This window comes from Bacterioplanoides sp. (assembly GCF_965226395.1).
Taxonomy (GTDB): Bacteria; Pseudomonadota; Gammaproteobacteria; order Pseudomonadales; family Oceanobacteraceae; genus Bacterioplanoides.
In genome coordinates this window covers 299868-315941 of the sequence record NZ_OZ245358.1, presented here as the reverse complement: position 1 = coordinate 315941, position 16074 = coordinate 299868, and the positions used below count along the sequence as shown (strand labels likewise).

At 49.5% G+C, this 16074-nt stretch carries 17 protein-coding genes; 13 read left to right on the top strand and 4 right to left on the bottom strand.

Annotation, left to right across the window (positions count from 1 at the left end; genetic code table 11):
- Nucleotides 1-41 precede the first annotated feature (41 nt).
- A complete protein-coding gene (locus ACO05E_RS01385) occupies nucleotides 42-293 on the top strand; it encodes a hypothetical protein (protein ID WP_419811218.1) in 252 nt (83 codons plus the stop codon).
- 95 nt (nucleotides 294-388) lie between these two features.
- On the opposite strand, the gene ACO05E_RS01380 is transcribed toward ACO05E_RS01385, so the two are convergent.
- Both ACO05E_RS01380 and lexA read right to left on the bottom strand, forming a co-directional pair.
- Nucleotides 389-832: a SulA-like leucine-rich domain-containing protein gene (locus ACO05E_RS01380; RefSeq protein WP_419811217.1), complete on the bottom strand. Its 444-nt coding sequence runs from the start codon at nucleotides 830-832 to the stop codon at nucleotides 389-391.
- Between the two features lie 40 nt (nucleotides 833-872).
- Nucleotides 873-1472: a transcriptional repressor LexA gene (gene lexA, locus ACO05E_RS01375; RefSeq protein ID WP_419811216.1), complete on the bottom strand. Its 600-nt coding sequence runs from the start codon at nucleotides 1470-1472 to the stop codon at nucleotides 873-875.
- Nucleotides 1473-1718: 246 nt separating this feature from the next.
- Here lexA and ACO05E_RS01370 point away from each other — a divergent pair, with 246 nt between their 5' ends.
- The 9 genes from ACO05E_RS01370 (at nucleotide 1719) to ACO05E_RS01330 (ending at nucleotide 9833) form a co-directional block, all read left to right on the top strand.
- Nucleotides 1719-2366 (top strand): TetR/AcrR family transcriptional regulator, encoded by a 648-nt coding sequence (locus tag ACO05E_RS01370; protein WP_419811215.1) that lies wholly within the window; start codon nucleotides 1719-1721, stop codon nucleotides 2364-2366.
- A 100-nt stretch (nucleotides 2367-2466) separates the two neighbouring features.
- Nucleotides 2467-2985, top strand: a complete 519-nt coding sequence (locus ACO05E_RS01365) for a L,D-transpeptidase family protein (protein WP_419811214.1) — start codon at nucleotides 2467-2469, stop codon at nucleotides 2983-2985.
- A gap of 15 nt (nucleotides 2986-3000) precedes the next feature.
- Nucleotides 3001-4038, top strand: a complete 1038-nt coding sequence (gene nagZ / locus ACO05E_RS01360) for a beta-N-acetylhexosaminidase (RefSeq protein ID WP_419811213.1) — start codon at nucleotides 3001-3003, stop codon at nucleotides 4036-4038.
- Entirely contained in the window at nucleotides 4035-4778 is a 744-nt protein-coding gene (locus ACO05E_RS01355; protein WP_419811212.1) for an S-methyl-5'-thioinosine phosphorylase, read from the top strand. Before nagZ ends, ACO05E_RS01355 begins: the two co-directional genes overlap by 4 nt.
- A 37-nt stretch (nucleotides 4779-4815) precedes the next feature.
- Nucleotides 4816-5070, top strand: a complete 255-nt coding sequence (locus ACO05E_RS01350; protein WP_419811211.1) for a type II toxin-antitoxin system HicA family toxin — start codon at nucleotides 4816-4818, stop codon at nucleotides 5068-5070.
- The gene (locus ACO05E_RS01345; protein ID WP_419811210.1) at nucleotides 5067-5399 is read left to right on the top strand and encodes a type II toxin-antitoxin system HicB family antitoxin; all 333 of its coding nucleotides are present in this window, start codon (nucleotides 5067-5069) and stop codon (nucleotides 5397-5399) included. The genes ACO05E_RS01350 and ACO05E_RS01345 overlap by 4 nt, the downstream gene beginning before the upstream one ends.
- Before the next feature lie 162 nt (nucleotides 5400-5561).
- Nucleotides 5562-6599 carry a hypothetical protein gene (locus tag ACO05E_RS01340; protein WP_419811209.1) on the top strand — a complete coding sequence of 346 codons (1038 nt, stop codon included), beginning with the start codon at nucleotides 5562-5564 and terminating at the stop codon, nucleotides 6597-6599.
- A complete protein-coding gene (locus tag ACO05E_RS01335) occupies nucleotides 6599-7630 on the top strand; it encodes a putative solute-binding protein (protein WP_419811208.1) in 1032 nt (343 codons plus the stop codon). The genes ACO05E_RS01340 and ACO05E_RS01335 overlap by 1 nt, the downstream gene beginning before the upstream one ends.
- 85 nt (nucleotides 7631-7715) lie before the next feature.
- Nucleotides 7716-9833 (top strand): TRAP transporter large permease subunit, encoded by a 2118-nt coding sequence (locus ACO05E_RS01330; protein ID WP_419811207.1) that lies wholly within the window; start codon nucleotides 7716-7718, stop codon nucleotides 9831-9833.
- Nucleotides 9834-9880: 47 nt separating this feature from the next.
- Here the strand turns inward: ACO05E_RS01330 and ccoG are convergent, their stop codons facing one another.
- The gene (gene ccoG, locus ACO05E_RS01325; RefSeq protein ID WP_419811206.1) at nucleotides 9881-11281 is read right to left on the bottom strand and encodes a cytochrome c oxidase accessory protein CcoG; all 1401 of its coding nucleotides are present in this window, start codon (nucleotides 11279-11281) and stop codon (nucleotides 9881-9883) included.
- Nucleotides 11282-11449: 168 nt separating this feature from the next.
- On the bottom strand, nucleotides 11450-12964 hold the full coding sequence (locus ACO05E_RS01320) for a sigma-54 interaction domain-containing protein (RefSeq protein ID WP_419811205.1): 1515 nt from the start codon (nucleotides 12962-12964) through the stop codon (nucleotides 11450-11452).
- A 165-nt stretch (nucleotides 12965-13129) separates the two neighbouring features.
- Here ACO05E_RS01320 and ACO05E_RS01315 point away from each other — a divergent pair, with 165 nt between their 5' ends.
- From ACO05E_RS01315 to ACO05E_RS01305, 3 genes are all read left to right on the top strand, one after another.
- Nucleotides 13130-14182, top strand: a complete 1053-nt coding sequence (locus ACO05E_RS01315; protein WP_419811204.1) for a DUF2333 family protein — start codon at nucleotides 13130-13132, stop codon at nucleotides 14180-14182.
- Between the two features lie 231 nt (nucleotides 14183-14413).
- Nucleotides 14414-15508 (top strand): hypothetical protein, encoded by a 1095-nt coding sequence (locus ACO05E_RS01310; protein WP_419811203.1) that lies wholly within the window; start codon nucleotides 14414-14416, stop codon nucleotides 15506-15508.
- Between the two features lie 10 nt (nucleotides 15509-15518).
- Nucleotides 15519-15935 (top strand): phosphate ABC transporter substrate-binding protein, encoded by a 417-nt coding sequence (locus ACO05E_RS01305; RefSeq protein WP_419811202.1) that lies wholly within the window; start codon nucleotides 15519-15521, stop codon nucleotides 15933-15935.
- The last annotated feature ends 139 nt before the right edge of the window (nucleotides 15936-16074 follow it).

The following is a 16074-nucleotide window of genomic DNA, read 5'->3' as shown; positions in this document are numbered from 1 at the left end:
CCGCTGTGTTACACTTCCGCGCCCTGAAACGAGAGGCGGATATGGCACGCTTTTTTGAAATTGTAGAGTTATCGAATGGTGATATCGCCTTGCGTCGTGCAGACGAACAAGAAGGCGAAGCGCTGGTGAGTATTCATTTTTCTGATGATGCAAAAGCAAGTTTGCAGGCTCATCATATGGATATCGCGCGGGTTATGATTGAAGCGGGTGTTCGCAAAGTGGGTGAGTTATCGGGCATGGAAGTCGAACGTGATGACTTCTCTCAGCCGGAATATCATAACCAGCTGCATTAATTGTTTATCAGATTAATAAAAAAGCCTTGTGAGTATCATTCATTCGTGAATAGACCCACAAGGCTTTTTTATTGGTTTGTCGTCAGGTTTCAGTATCAACGACGCTGAATCACAATCACATGGCTTCCTGATAAGTTGGCACGTTGCTCAATGTCCCGGCGTTGTGCTTCTTCAAGCTTTCCCTGCCATTCAATAATCAGATGGCTGTTGGCTGCTTCCAGCGCTTTTTCGATCAGAGTTTTCTGTGTGTCCTGACACACATCCAGATGAATCACCGGTGAGTTCTGTAATCCCAGACTGTCGAGGTAATGTTTGTTCATTGGCATTTCCGGGCTGAGCCACATCAGCCAGCGCTGTTGTGCTGAACACTGGGCTAACAGAGGCAGCAGGTGCATTGGCTGAATGGCACTGCCTTCGGTCAGAATCATCTCCGTCAGACTGCCACTGTTGACCTGTGGGCTACGCAGTGTTGTGCTGCTGAGTGTCAGGCCACCTTGTTCCATGCCAAGCGGTTCCATTCCTAGAGTTAACTGACGCATAACTTCACCCTGAATGCTGAAAACAATTTCTGATTAATAATTAGTTGCGACGTAATACACCAACGTATAAGCCTTCGATGGCAAAATCGGATTCTTTTAAATCCACTTCAATCGGGCTGTAGTCTTTATTTTCCGGATAAAGCGTTACCTTATTACGCTTTTTCTCGTAGCGTTTAACGGTCACTTCATTGTCGACCCGGGCAACCACAACTTCACCGTTACGTGCAGTGTCCATCCGGTGTACAGCAATGTAGTCACCATCCAGAATGCCCATTTCCATCATTGAGTCCCCCTGAACTTCCAGCAGGTAATCAGCTTCTGGTTTAAAGAAGCTGGGTGGGATCTCACAATAATCGGCAATATGTTCCTGAGCCAGAATCGGCTCTCCGGCGGCTACCCGGCCAACAATGGGCAGGCCCGGATTGCTTTCTTCGACGATACGAATGCCGCGGGATGCGCCAGCCATCATTTCAATTGCACCTTTACGGGCCAGTGCTTTCAGATGTTCTTCGGCTGCGTTCGGAGAACGGAATCCCAGTTCGTTGGCAATTTCTGCCCGAGTCGGTGGAAAGCCGGTTTCTTCCAGAGATGCTTTGATGCAATCGAGCACCTGTTGTTGACGCGCGGTCAGCTTGATCATGATATTTATCCAAACTGGTAATCCATACAGTGACTGTAAATGTATACAGTATTTTTTACTGTGTAAACCCCTGTATAAAAAATTATCAGTGTGTGAACAGAACATGCCTAACCGGGTTCCCCGATCTCTGGGCAGGCTATATTAAGCAACAGAGAGTCGCTGCAGTGCTTGCGTTCAAGGTGTTTTAAACGTATGTTTGAAACACTTGTTTTGTATCTGCCGCTAAGGTTCAGGAGTCTGGTTTGTATGGCAAATAAAGAAACGGCAAAAGCCATTCTGAATGCCGCTGAAGAGTTGTTTTCAGAAAAAGGTTTCGCTGAGACTTCGTTACGCAATATCACCACCAAAGCGGGGGTGAATCTGGCGGCGGTGAATTACCACTTTGGTTCAAAAAAAGAGCTGATTCAGGCAGTATTTGCCCGTTTTCTGAATGCCTTTTGTCAGCAGCTGGAAGCGACGTTGGATGACTTCGAGAAGCAGCTGAGCGGTGAAATACCGGATCTGAACAAGGTGCTGATGCTGCTACCGACCACGGCACTGCAGAGTGATAATAAGACCGAGCTGGATGACAATCATCGTCACCGTTTAGGCATTTTTATGCGTTTGCTGGGGCTGGCTTATAATCAGGGCCAGGGCCATGTACGCAAATTTCTGAAGCAGGAATACGGTACCGTCTTTAATCGTTATATGGCGCTGGTAACCGCTGCTTCGCCTCAGTTAACCAATGAAGATCGCTTCTGGCGCATTCACTTTATGCTCGGTGCCACTGTTTTTACCTTGTCGGGCGCCGATGCTCTGATGGCTATGGCCGAGCATGAGTTTGGCATTGATGCCGATATTGGTGAATTATTCAGCAAGCTGATTCCATTCCTGGGAGCGGGTTTTCAGGCATAACTGAATTGCCGCTCCAAGTGCTGATAAGTCTCATATTGTTTTGCGACTGGCAGCTCTGATAAGCTCTTCGCTTTGTCCTATCAGAGCTGTAACAACCTTCATGGCCAATAATCTGATCGAAATATCCATTGCTGATCAGGCATTACGGATTTCTACGGCAGGGATCTGCCATCTTTATTCCATATCAACCGCACTGAACGGTGCCGGTGAACAATCCGGCAGTGGCAAAACGCCGCGCGGCTGGCATCGGGTTGTGGCTAAAATTGGCGCTGAGCAACCAGAAAATGCCGTGTTTATTGGCCGTCGTCCAACCGCAGAAATTTATTCTACGGAGCTGGCTGAACGCTATCCACAACGCGACTGGATTTTAACCCGTATCCTCTGGCTGCAGGGGTTAGAAATGGGCCGTAACCGTATGGGTAATGTGGATTCAATGCGTCGTTATATTTATATCCATGGCACTCCCGACAGCGAACCCATGGGACAGGCACAATCCCATGGTTGTATCCGTATGCGCAACCGCGATGTGATGGAATTATTTGATCTGATTGAGCCGGGAGTGCAAGTGTGGATTCAGCCGCATAGCTTTTCCCGAATTCCCTGCATGAATATTGGCTGATGGTATAGGCTGCGAATGAATTATTTAAATCAGATTGGTGTGATTGCAGATATTGCAGGCACGCAATTAACCCCACAAGATCAGCAATTTCTGCAGCAACCGGAAATCGCTGGGATTATCCTGTTTTCGCGCAATTTTACTTCGCCTGAACAGCTCGCCGCTCTGACTCAAGCCATTCATGAATTGCGTCCGGATTTATTGATTTCAGTGGATCAGGAAGGCGGGCGGGTACAACGCTTTCGAGAAGGTTTTACCCGACTGCCAGCCATGCTGACACTAGAGTCGCTGTATCAGGAACAGCCGCAACAGACGCTGACACTGGCGCAGGATCTTGGTTGGTTGATGGCCAGTGAATTAACAGAGTACGGAGTGCATCTGAGTTATGCCCCAGTGTTGGATATTGAGCGCGATTGCTCGCAGGTGATTGGTGACCGTGCCTTTGGTCACGACGCACAAACCGTGAGTTTGCTGGCCGGTGCGTATATTGATGGCATGTCGTCCGCTGGTATGGCGGCGGTTGGTAAACATTTTCCCGGCCATGGTGCCGTGGTGGCTGATTCGCATCTGGAACTGCCGATTGATGATCGCCCGCGCTCTGAGCTGGATTATGATATGCAGCCGTTTGCCGAGCTGATTAAAGCCAATAAGCTGGTTGGTATTATGCCTGCGCATGTTCGTTATCCAGCGGTAGACCCGCATCATACGGCAGGCTTTTCAGCTCTCTGGCTGCAAACGATATTACGTCAGCAGCTGGCGTTTGATGGGCTGATTTTCAGTGATGACCTGTCGATGGCCGGAGCCGCCGCCGCCGGTGGTTATGGCGAGCGCAGCCAGAAAGCCATTCATGCTGGTTGTAATGCATTACTGGCCTGTAATAATCGTGACGCCGCCATCGAAGTGGTAGCAACCGTAAAACAAATAATGGCTCAGCAGCCGACATTAACCCATTTAAATTTATCCGGGTTAATTCCACCAAAACCGTCGTTAACCCCGGCAGTACAACAGCGGCGACAAGCCATTCAGCAAACGATTTTATCCAGCGTGATGTTATGAACTTTAATAAAATTGCCATTATTGGTGGCACCGGACTGACCCAGCTTAATGAACTGGAGATTGATTCTGAGCGAGTCATCGAAACACCATTAGGGCCTACCTCCGGTAAGGTTACCGAAGGCCGCTGGCATGGCCGGGATATTGTGTTCCTGGCGCGCCATGGTCACCCACATTCGGTTCCGCCCCATAAAATTAATTACCGGGCAAATTTACTGGCGCTGCAACAATGTGGTGTGGATGCCATGGTGGCTGTGAATGCGGTAGGGGGCATTACTCCGGCCATGGTATCCGGCCATATCGCTCTGCCTCATCAGGTGATTGATTATACCTGGGGCCGTGAAAGCACTTATTTTGATGGTGAGTTTAAGCCGCTGGATCATATTGACCTGACTCATCCGTATGATGAAACCTTACGCCAGTTGTTGCTGGCGGCAGCTAACGAATCAAATCTAGTAGTATCGCCAACCTGTGTTTATGGTGCCACACAAGGGCCACGGTTGGAGACTATTGCAGAAATCTCTCGCATGGAGCGTGATGGCTGCGACTTAGTGGGCATGACAGGTATGCCGGAAGCGGCGTTAGCTCGTGAGCTGGGCATCCCTTATGCCAGCGTCTGCTTAGTGGTGAATCCGGCAGCGGGTAAGGCCGACGGTGAAATTACTATGGATGAAATCCGGGCCGTGTTAAATGGCGGAATGGAGCAAGTCAAAGAGGTATTGTCATCCTTGCTGAAAGGGTAGTATCATTTTTTGATATCAAAAGGAAGTGATGTCAGCGATGAACAGTAAACACAAAGCGACATTGGCTGCGGTATACCGTGATCCGGTACATAAGCAACTGGAATGGAAGGCTATCGAAGCTTTGTTAATAGCTGCGGGAGCGGAAGTGATCGAAGGAAGAGGCTCTCGGGTTAGGTTTCACAAAGATGGAGAAATAGCGACTTTCCATCGACCACACCCGAATAAAGAAGCTAAGCCTTATCAGGTTAAAGATGCTCGTGACTTCCTCAGCCGTATAGGAGTTAAACCATGAACACTATGGTGTACAAAGGCTACTCTGCCAGCATTGAATACAGTGACAACGATGGCTGCTTTATCGGGCATGTTGTTGGCATCCGGGATCGTGTTGGCTTTCATGGAGAGTCCGTCGATGAGCTGAAAAAAGCGTTTTATGAAGCCGTTGAAGACTACCTTGAGACCTGCTCTGTCATTGGTAAAGAGCCGCAGAAGCCGTATTCCGGCAAGCTGATGCTGCGCATTCCCCCGGAATTACACGCTAATATTGCTGCGGCTGCGCAAGTTAAAGGGCAGAGTATTAATCAGTGGATTTCCAAAGCACTGACGCAGGCTTCGCAGGCATAGTGCCTGAGTTTTCGAAATACTATCGGAGACCATTGTATTTTCAGTGCTGACCGGGCTTTGGCGGATATGCACCTTTTTATCTGACCGGCCTGGTCATACTCTCTTTCGTTGCTTTGCAATTCCTTATAACAATAAAAAAGACTCACCAAAATTGGGGCCCGTATGTTCTCTCTGTTGCGTTTTACGCTGCTTTTGCACGCGCTGATCTTTCTCTCTGGTTGTAGCACCATTTATCAAACCACTGGCTGGTTCGCCTACGATTACACCGAAGATTATGCCATTCCCTACAGCCTGAAAGGCGATGATCCACAAATGGCGTGCGCCTTATCGGAAAGCATGACTGGCGCTTTGTTATCGTTCAGTGAGGTGGCCTATACGCCAGATCGTCAGGCCATCGCTATGCATATGATGGCTGGTGCCTGTGCCGAAGAACGTGCCCGCGAGCATGCACTGACTTACCTGCGGGCGTTAAAAGCCAAAAACGTCAGCGAAGCAAAAGATGCCCGTATTCGTGAGAAGCGAGAGTATGCGCTGGCGGCCAATCGTCAATACAAAGCCTATCAGCATATGTTGGCGGCTTTTGTTGAAGGCGACGATGTGGCGAGAGAGGTGGGGAATGAGTGCCCGGAGCTGGATGAAGACGAAGAACTGTTCTGGATGATGGGGATTTTATCCGGCTTTCAGGCCGTGATGAGTGACGTTCGCTCGCAAGGGCAGGTGGATGTGCCGCAGAACATCGCCATGCAGTCTGTGCGTGGTATTCAGTGTTTGGATAATCAGCGTTGGTGGGGTGTTCCTCAAGCCATTAATGCCGCAGTGGGCATTATGTTGCCCAGAGCTGAAGATCCACAAGCGGTTCAGGCCTGGAAAGACATGCAGCAGGCCAGCGATATTGCCTCAGCAGTCGGAGTACGTTTAGTCCATGCCATTGAAGTAACGGTTGCTGATGGTCGTGATGAACATCAGAAGCTGCGCGATGCCATTCGTCGTCATGTACGCTCGATTAATACCACTCCCAGCAATGCCCAATTCCGCATGATGGATATTACGGCAACGCGCCAGATTTTGGCGATTTCTGATCGATTATGGACGGAGGCTACCGGCTCACGTACGCCGATTGGTGGACTGGGAACCTTCTGGGACGATGACGACGATCAGGCTGCGGCACTGGATATTGATGACTTACTGGGGGATGAATAATGCGTTATTTAACCCAGTATTTTAGTTTTTTGCTCGCCTTGCTGTTAACGACACTGTGCAGCTCAGTGGCTCAGGCTGCTCTGAGTGACAAAGTTAGCGAGAAACGCGCCTTATGTGTTTTTGATCCACTGGGCAGTAATGGTGCTTTATATGGCATGGCGAAAGATTATGCGACGGAAGCGCTGAACTGGGGTTATGATTTTTCCTTGCGAGCCTACCCGGATGAAAAAATTGCCTCCGATGATTTTAAGGCAGGCCAGTGTGACGCCGTGGTGATGACGGGTGCCCGTGCGCGACCTTTTAATCGCTTTGCATCAACCATTGAAGCCATTGGTGCAATTCCCAGTGAAACCGTGATGCGCAGCCTGGTTAAGATGCTGGCATCGCCCAAAGCTGCGAAATACATGTCGGAAGGCCGCTACGAAGTGGTGGGCCTGATGCCTGCCGGGCCAATCTATTTATTTTTACGTGATCGCCGTATTAACAGCGTAGAAGCCATGTCCGGAAAACGAGTGGCAACCATCGATTACGATGAGCCCTCCAAGCGTCTGGTGCGTCATGTTGGTGCTTCAATGGTACCGTCGAATTCCGCTAATTTTTCCGGAAAATTTAATAATGGCAGTGTTGATGTGGCCTATGCCCCGGCAGTTGCTTACAAGCCGTTAGAGCTCTACAAAGGCATGCAGCAACAGGGTGGCATTTTACGTTTTAATCTGGCGTATCTGGATTTTCAGATTGTGGTCCACAAGGAGCGTTTTGCACCGGAGTTTGGCATTCAATCACGTCAGTTTGTTGCGGGTATCTACGACAATGTGGTGGAGCAGGTGGATCAGGCAACTGCAGAAATACCGGATCAATACTGGGTTGACCTTGCTCCGGCCGATATTGATAAATACAACCTGATGTTGCGTGACGTGCGTTTGGCATTACGGGAAGAAGGCATCTATCACCCGACCATGCTGAAAATTCTGCGTAAATTGCGCTGTCGTGAAAATCCGGCCAATGCTGAATGTGTAGAGAAGCTTGAATAACAACGGATACTTCGCTGAGGAATAGCGACAATAAAAAATAACAACAAAAATAAAAAAGAATAAAAAATACAACAGGATTCTCACTATGGATCAGGCACTTCGCCTTGGTAATCGCAGCGCGTATGAATGGCTGGCAGCCTTGCCCGCCTTTTTAGTACTGACGCTGGTTGTGATTCTGAATACCAGTCATGCGCTCCACGCTCAGTTATTACAGGTTGGTGAAAATATCTGGGATGGCTATTTTATGTTGCGTTCTGATCCGCAGCAGCCCAGCTGTGACAAACACATGGATATCGATGCTCAGCTGGCTGCGCTGGTTGCTCAGGCAGGGGTGACGGATGATGAATGGGATTTGTTCGAGCCGGAACCGGTTGATGAACATGCAATGCGCCAGTCATTAGTAGCGGCGCAACAGCAGTGTGAAACCCGGCACCAGCAATATCAGACAACACTGGAACGCATCACCCCGGGGGTCGAAATTTTCCGCAGTATTGAGTTGGGCGTTGCCCGGTTTGGTGAAATGGGCATGAGTGCCCAGCGTATTATGCTGGCTGTGCTGGTACTTATTTGTGGTTTAACCGCGCTGTTTCGTCGCCATCATATTGCCTTGCGACCCATGATAACGGTGATGGATTATCGGGTGTCGTCAGCGGCGCAATTAATTGCTTCCGGTATTTTATTTTATTCGGTTTACCGTTTTCGTGATGTAGCGTTTTCATCCGGTGTGGATGTCAGTACCGAACATGGCATTCTGCATCATTTATGGATTATTGGTTTTGCCTTTATTTTTCTGCTGAGTCTGTATCAGTTTTTATTTATTCCGAAAGACGCGAAACCCGGTGGCAATTTTCTGAAAGCACAATTGTCCGTCCCTCTGTACGCCACCATGTGCATTATTTCAGGCAGTTATTTTATTGCCAGTGGTCACGGTGCGGGTATTGGCATTTATCTGGGGCAGATGATGGAGCTGTCTCAGCTATTCCTGAATGTTGGCCTGTATGTCTGGATTGGTATGTTGCTGAAGCGTACACAACTGGCTCAGGTGGTGTTTAATGTTTTTCGCCCGTTTAAGTTGCCGCCGGAGCTGTTAGCTGTGGTGGTGGTTGGGCTGGCTGCGATTCCAACCGCCTATACCGGGGCGTCCGGTATTTTTGTGATTGCCGTGGGTGGTTTGATTTATAGCGAATTACGCCGTGCCGGAGCTCGTCGTCAGCTGGCATTAGCGGCAACCGCAATGTCAGGCTCGCTGGGTGTTGTGCTACGGCCATGTCTGCTGGTGGTGATTATTGCCGCGCTTAATAATGAGGTAACCACCGATCAGTTATTTGGCTGGGGAGTGAATGTCTTTTTTCTGACGACGTTATTATTTGCTGGCGTTGCCATGCTGACCAGTCAAACCTCGCTGACACGGCAGTGGCCGGATGATAGCTGGTCTGAATTTAAGCGGGCATTGCTGCCGTTAATTCCGTATGTGGTCATTATTGGTGTGACTCTGCTGCTGTATGCCTTGTTATTAAATGCCTATCTGGATGAATTCTCTGCGCCGATTATTTTACCTGTGTTATTGCTGGTGGTGCTGATATACGAGCGGGTAATTCAGGAAAAAGACATTCTTGCGCGTGAAAATATGAACATCGACTATGTCGAACAGCGCTGTGAAAAAGGTCTGTCTGACCTGGTGGCCGGGCGTGATTCCTTAGAAAAAACCATCCGTGAAGCCACCACCGAAACCACTGGGCATATCGGTGCCTTGTTAATGCTGATGGGCTTATCGGTCAGCATTGGTGGTGTGGTGGAACGTGCTGAACTGATGCATCTGGTACCCGCTCACTTTGATTCTGTCTGGCTGGCCATGGGACTGCTGGTGGCGATTCTGGTGGTGGTTGGCATGGTGATGGACCCATACGGTGCGGTGATTCTGGTTAGCGCCACCATTGCCACCATTGCTTATGACAGTGGTATTCATCCGGTGCACTTCTGGATGGTCACTCTGGTGGCGTTTGAGTTGGGGTATCTCACACCGCCAGTGGCATTAAATCATTTATTAACCCGGCAGGTTGTGGGTGAACAGGAGGTGATGCTGGCTTCTCAGGAAGGGCATAATTTCTGGTATCGGCATGAAAAAATTCTGCTGCCGTTAGTCACCTTGTTTATTGCCTTGATGCTGGTTGCGTTTGTTCCTTTGTTGGTTGGTTATTCATGACGCACGGCTCCCACGCAGAACGTGGGAGCCAGAGTAAAGACGGCATGTCAGTTTAGAGCTAACTGATTGGCGTAAGGGTTGGAATAACTGACCTCAACAATTTGTTGCTGGCCTTCAAACTCCAGGGTCAGCTGCACCTTGCCTGACGGGGTCGATAACTCACGTTCAATATTAATCGTCTGACCCGCCCGGGAACCGGCGCTGATCACCAACTGCGCCAGACGCACATCGTTATCGAGAATATTTACTGTCATTTCTTCTGCGGTACGATTATGCAGGCTGAGAATGTAGCGATTGGTGACCGTATCATTCGGTGTCAGTTGATACAGAGATAAGCGGTCGCGCTGGATGCTGACACTCAGCGGATCATTATTCAGTGCCGATATCAGGGTGAGCACCGCCGTCAGTGTGACAGCCATACCATAACCCCATAAACGCCAGCGTTGTCCGGCAGAACGCTGCATTTCCGGTTCATAGCTGATCAGCCCACGCGGCTTGCCAATTTTATCCATAACCCGGTCGCAGGCATCGACACAGGCACCGCAGTCGACACAAGCGATTTGTAAGCCATCACGAATATCAATATTGGTCGGGCAAACATGCACACACATGTCGCAGTTAATACAGTCACCCGTGTGTGAATGTGGGTTGCGACGGCCACGGGGTTCACCGCGCTTTTCGTCATAACGTACAGTGCGGGTGTATGAATCAAACATAACCGACTGGAAACGCGAGTAAGGGCAGGCATCGGTACAGAACTTTTCCCGTAGCCAGCCGGCATTCACAAAGGTTAAGCCTCCAATAATAATGACCCAGGCCAATGCCATCATAGAAAGGTCGCCTGCCATCAGATCAGCCAGCCAGATTTCCAGGGGATAGAAATACGCCAGTGCCGTGACTGCCGTTGCCAGTGATAACAGACCCCAGATCACAAACTTCAGCAAACGACGCAGTTTCTGACTGTGGCTGCCTTTGCCCTGATCCAGCTTACGGCGTTTATTGCGTGAGCCCTCCAGTTTTTCCTCAATCCAGATAAACATAAAGGTCCAGGTGGTTTGTGGGCAGGCGTAACCACACCAGAGACGACCGGCATACATGGAGACAAAAAACAGCGCAAACGCACCACCAACCAACAGGCCGATAATGATGGTCAGGTCTTCCGGCCACAATACCCAGCTCCACAGGTGGAATTCTTTCTGCACCAGATCGAAATGAATAGCCGGGTTGCCCTCCCAGCTTAACCAGGGCGTCAAAAAGAAGAACAACAGCAAGGGCCAGGTACTGGCACGACGCCAGTTGCGGAAACGGCCTGTCATGGTTTTTACCCGGTGGGGCGTTACTTCAATGGCGTCGATTCGGCGCGCCTGCCAGTCTACGGCAGAATCACTGCGGTTGGCGGCAGCGGCTACATCAGGCTGCGATGCCTCGGAATGAAATACATCAGACATGTTGCTCTCTCATACTGCAATCTAATCACTGCAGATAGGGCAACTGCTGTACCAGCTCCGAAAGCCGATAACCATGGGCTTTGGTATTGGTTGGAAATATAAATGTGTGATATATCGGCGCGATATTTCGTGCTCCTTGAAATGTCGTGCCCTGTGACGTGTCGCGCCTTATTTCAGCACAATACCCAGCTTTTTCATGCGTGAGCGTAAGGTCGAGTCAGGTAATCCCAGCAAGGCTGCCGCTCCGTTTTTGCCACCAATCACACCGTCGCAATAACGCAGTGCCTGCTGAATATGCACACGTTCGGCATCGGCCATCGGCAGTGGTTTTTGCTGGCGATCAGGGTGCAGATTGGGGTTTTGTAGCTGGGGAATGGTTAGCTGTTGTTGGCTGACGATTAATGCATGTTCAATCACATTACCCAGTTCGCGAACGTTACCGGGCCAGTCGTAGTGCATTAAATCCTGCAGGGTGGCCGGTTTTAATTCAGGTTCTCGTTTGCCTAATTTCTGTGCCAGAGTACGTAAGAAATGCCGCACCAGCAGCGGAATATCAGCCTTGCGTTCGCGCAGTGGCGCAATGGTGAGTGGAAACACCTTAAGGCGGAAATATAAGTCAGCACGGAATTCGCGCTCGGCCACCATTTGTTCCAGATTGCGGTGTGTGGCGGCAATCACCCGTACATCCACCTTGATGGTTTGGCTGCTGCCCAAACGCTGGATTTCCCCTTCCTGTAATACCCGCAACAGTTTGACCTGAGCGGCAGAGCTGAGCTCGGCCACTTCATCCAGAAATAAGGTGCTGCCATTGGCTTGTTCAAACCGACCAATGCGGCGTTGATGAGCGCTGGTAAAGGCGCCACGCTCATGACCAAACAGCTCACTTTCAAGCAGGGTATCGGCCATGGCACCACAATTGACCTTCACCATGGCCTGCTGGGCGCGCGGGCTGAGTCGGTGTAGTGCTTCGGCAACCAGTTCTTTACCAGTGCCGCTTTCCCCCTGAATCAAGACACAACTGGGAGTTGGCGCGACTTGTTCAATGGCGTGTTGCAGGGCTTGCATAGCATCGCTTTGGCCAATCAGGTCGCGGTGATCTTGCTGTTCCCGCAGCGCCTGATGCAGATAGGTGTTTTCGGCCTGCAGTTTCTGTTGCAGCTGTTCAACCTGTGCCAGTGCCGCCTGTAACGAACGCTGATGCTCCAGTCGCTCGCTGATGTCCTTAAACACCACCACCGCGCCGGTAATTTCACCATTGTCGATAATGGCAGTGCTGGAGTATTCAACGGCAAAGAAGCTGCCGTCTTTGCGCCAGAACACTTCCTGATCACTGTGTGCGGTTTGGCCACTTTGCAGGGTGTGATAGATCGGACACTCTGATTGTGGGTAATGGCTGCCATCGGCATGGCTGTGATGGTGAAACGGATGAATGCTTTTGCCTTTGATTTCATCCTGGCTCCAGCCGGTCAGACGCTCGGCCGCCTGATTGACAAAAGTGGCATGGCCCGCAGCATTTAAGCCATAAACCCCCTCAGACATCGACTCCAGAATACGCTGATAGCGATGCGTCAGCTCACTGTGGGTCAGTGCTGTTACTGTTGTTGGAGCTTGTGCGTGTGCTGGAGCTTGTGTCGATGTCAGAATCGGTGACGGTGTTGACGTTGAGGTGCTGCGCTGGCTCATGCTACATGTTATACCGGGCTGAAAACTGAGGCGTGAGTATATCAGCCCGACGCCGTTGCTAAAGGTGTTTTATGACGGTGTTTTATGTCCGCAACTCTTGTCGCCTGCCGGGATGACGAGTAGGCTTTGCAGCCATCAAACAGAATAATGAAGGAAACAATCGGGATGAGTGATCAGTTACAGGATCGCGTGCAGGATATTAAAGAACGCACACAAGACTGGTGGGCCGATGGCGGCTTTGCCCGCAGCAGTATTCTGATAGCCCTGCTGGTGTATTTATTGGTGGCGCTGGTGGTGGGTTTTTTCTGGAGTGAGGAGCCGGAAACCTTCGCCGTGAAAGAGCACGCGGCTGCCAAAGCGGAAGAACTGGGAGTGGATACCGTTACCGGTTTTACCACCACCGCCACTCTGATGAAGGTGACCGATACACTGTTGAACAAGCAGGGTGGTTATCTGAGTAATGATATTTTCCCTCCGGGCCTGTGGCTGGATAACGTGCCTAACTGGGAATACGGTGTATTGGTTCAGGTGCGCGATTTTTCTCGCGCCCTGCGTAAAGACTTCAGCCGTTCTCAGAGCCAGTCAACCGAAGACAAAGACTTAGCGATTGCTGAACCACAATTGCATTTTGACAGTAACAGCTGGGCGGTACCGTCAACCGAAGCTGAATACCGCCGTGGTTTAAAAGCATTGGAAAACTATTTAGCGCGTTTATCCGATCCCAACACACCGACCGCTCAGTTTTACGCCCGGGCAGATAACCTGCGCCAGTGGTTGTTTGATGTGGAGACCCGTTTAGGCAGCTTGTCTCAGCGCTTAAGTGCGTCGGTCGGTAAACGTCGTTTAAATACCGACCTGGCCGGTGATCCGGTGGCATCGCAATCCACTCCAACAGATTACGATCAGGAAGTAAAAACACCGCGGACTCAGATTGATGACGTGTTTTACGAGGCGCGTGGTACCGCCTGGGCACTGGCACATATTTTACGTGCCATTGAAGTGGATTTCCGCGATGTGCTGCAAAAGAAAAATGCTTTGGTGAGCTTGCGTCAGATTATTCGTGAACTGGAAGCCACCCAGGAAAGTGTGGGGTCTCCAATTATTCTCAATGGTGATGGTTTTGGTATTTTTGCTAACCATTCATTGGTGATGGCTTCTTATATTTCCCGGGCGAATGCCGCGATTCTGGATTTGCGTGAGTTATTATCTCAGGGTTGATGTTCATATATTTAATGCCTTTGAGTAACGAGTGATTTTAGTTAATGGCTCTGTTTCTTTGACTAAAATTGTGAATCTTGATGTGAAATGCGAGAGTGTTTCAAATTACAAAAAAGGCCTGTTTTTTACAGGCCTTTTTTGTAGCCATTATTTTTTCCTTATCTTTTTGACGGCTATGAATTCTTGACTATATTTCAGGGTTACGAATTATCTATAGCAAGGGGAGAAGACATGGCTAAAACATCCAGAGCCTTAATTTATTCAGCATTACTGAGTGCAACCGCATCAGTTAATGCAGCGGATCTCAATATTCATGGTTTTATGAGTGTTGGTGGTGGTTTTTTAAGCAATGATGAAATTACTGATCCGGTAACCGGCCAGCAATCTGGCTATGCAGGCTATGATGATGCGGCCTCTTTTTCCCCGGATACCATCATCGGGTTGCAGTTTAATAGTCAGGTTAATGACAAAACCTCAGTAACGGCACAGCTCGTTTCACGTGGTATTGATGATTACGATACCGAAGCCGCCTGGGCTTATGCCTCTTATGACGTGACTGACGATTTAACGGTTAAAGTTGGCCGTATTCGTACGCCTTTCTATTATTTTTCTGAATTTCTGGAAGTCGGTTATGCCTATAACTGGATTCGTCCAAACCCTTTGGTCTATCGCCTGGATTTTATTTCCTCCATTGATGGTATTGATCTGACTCAGAGCTTTACCGCCGGAAGCCTGGATGGCTCGGTAAAAGTTTATTACGGTCGTGATGACTTTAATGATTTGGCACTGACCGACAGCATTCGTGTGGATGGTGAAATTAAGAACTTCGGTGGGGTTATTCTGAATCTGAGTCTGGATAACGTCAGTACCCGATTCAGCTATCACCAGGCAGAGGCGACCAGTGAAGCCTCGGATCCGTCGTTTGTTCTGGCCAGTGAATTAAGCGCCGAAGATGAAAGTTACTCATTTGTTGAAGCTGCGATTGCTTACGACGATGGTAACTGGTTTGCCTTTGGTGAATGGACTGCCATCGAAACGGACATCCTGTTTGATAACGATGATACCGCTTATATGCTCAGCGCCGGTAAGCATTTTGATAACCTGATGCTGCACATTACTTATGCCAATGTAGAAGAAGATGGCGAAAGCAACCGACTGGTGACAGAAGATACCGAGCAACAAAGCATCGCGCTGGGTGTTCGCTATGACTTCGATACCGGTACCGCCTTTAAATTTGAGGTAGAACAGTACGATCGTGATCTGGGCAGTGATGCATTAGATAATGATGCCGTGTTGTATTCCTTCGCTGTCGATACTGTATTCTGAGGTTAAGATGATGAAATTATCCAAAATAGGCATGTTTCTGGCGCTGGTACTGATGGCGTCATCGGTTTGGTCGGAAACGGCTGTGATTGTTAATGCTGCTAACAACAGTGCGATGGATGCCTCCACCATCAGTCGTATCTTTCTTGGGAAGGCCAAATCATTTCCAAATGGCACTGAAGCCGTTCCACTGGACCAGAGTGAAGGCTCGGCCCTGCGCAAAGGTTTTAACGAGACCATCCTGGGGAAATCTTCCAGCCAGTTGAAGGCGTACTGGTCGCGACTGATTTTTACCGGCAAAGGCACACCACCAAAAGAGTCAGGCACTGATGCTGACATCATTGCTTTGGTTGCTGCGAATCCGAACATGATTGGTTATGTTGATGCAGCCTCTGTTACGGATGCGGTTAAGGTGGTTCATCGGTTCTGATCATCAGGAAGTACTGCCTTTTTACGACAAAGCGCCATTAATTGGCGCTTTTTTATACCTTATTAATACTTACTGTACCTTCGTTCTGTTTTTTCTGGTGCTATCGTTCCAGGTCTGGTAATGTCTGTTTCACATTCTT

Excerpts from the sequence above, each read along its gene's own strand:
- ACO05E_RS01385 (WP_419811218.1), top strand. The coding sequence starts at position 42 with ATGGCACGCTTTTTTGAAATTGTAGAGTTATCGAATGGTGATATCGCC.
- ACO05E_RS01380 (WP_419811217.1), bottom strand. The coding sequence starts at position 832 with ATGCGTCAGTTAACTCTAGGAATGGAACCGCTTGGCATGGAACAAGGT.
- lexA (WP_419811216.1), bottom strand. The coding sequence starts at position 1,472 with ATGATCAAGCTGACCGCGCGTCAACAACAGGTGCTCGATTGCATCAAA.
- ACO05E_RS01370 (WP_419811215.1), top strand. The coding sequence starts at position 1,719 with ATGGCAAATAAAGAAACGGCAAAAGCCATTCTGAATGCCGCTGAAGAG.
- ACO05E_RS01365 (WP_419811214.1), top strand. The coding sequence starts at position 2,467 with ATGGCCAATAATCTGATCGAAATATCCATTGCTGATCAGGCATTACGG.
- nagZ (WP_419811213.1), top strand. The coding sequence starts at position 3,001 with ATGAATTATTTAAATCAGATTGGTGTGATTGCAGATATTGCAGGCACG.
- ACO05E_RS01355 (WP_419811212.1), top strand. The coding sequence starts at position 4,035 with ATGAACTTTAATAAAATTGCCATTATTGGTGGCACCGGACTGACCCAG.
- ACO05E_RS01350 (WP_419811211.1), top strand. The coding sequence starts at position 4,816 with ATGAACAGTAAACACAAAGCGACATTGGCTGCGGTATACCGTGATCCG.
- ACO05E_RS01345 (WP_419811210.1), top strand. The coding sequence starts at position 5,067 with ATGAACACTATGGTGTACAAAGGCTACTCTGCCAGCATTGAATACAGT.
- ACO05E_RS01340 (WP_419811209.1), top strand. The coding sequence starts at position 5,562 with ATGTTCTCTCTGTTGCGTTTTACGCTGCTTTTGCACGCGCTGATCTTT.
- ACO05E_RS01335 (WP_419811208.1), top strand. The coding sequence starts at position 6,599 with ATGCGTTATTTAACCCAGTATTTTAGTTTTTTGCTCGCCTTGCTGTTA.
- ACO05E_RS01330 (WP_419811207.1), top strand. The coding sequence starts at position 7,716 with ATGGATCAGGCACTTCGCCTTGGTAATCGCAGCGCGTATGAATGGCTG.
- ccoG (WP_419811206.1), bottom strand. The coding sequence starts at position 11,281 with ATGTCTGATGTATTTCATTCCGAGGCATCGCAGCCTGATGTAGCCGCT.
- ACO05E_RS01320 (WP_419811205.1), bottom strand. The coding sequence starts at position 12,964 with ATGAGCCAGCGCAGCACCTCAACGTCAACACCGTCACCGATTCTGACA.
- ACO05E_RS01315 (WP_419811204.1), top strand. The coding sequence starts at position 13,130 with ATGAGTGATCAGTTACAGGATCGCGTGCAGGATATTAAAGAACGCACA.
- ACO05E_RS01310 (WP_419811203.1), top strand. The coding sequence starts at position 14,414 with ATGGCTAAAACATCCAGAGCCTTAATTTATTCAGCATTACTGAGTGCA.
- ACO05E_RS01305 (WP_419811202.1), top strand. The coding sequence starts at position 15,519 with ATGAAATTATCCAAAATAGGCATGTTTCTGGCGCTGGTACTGATGGCG.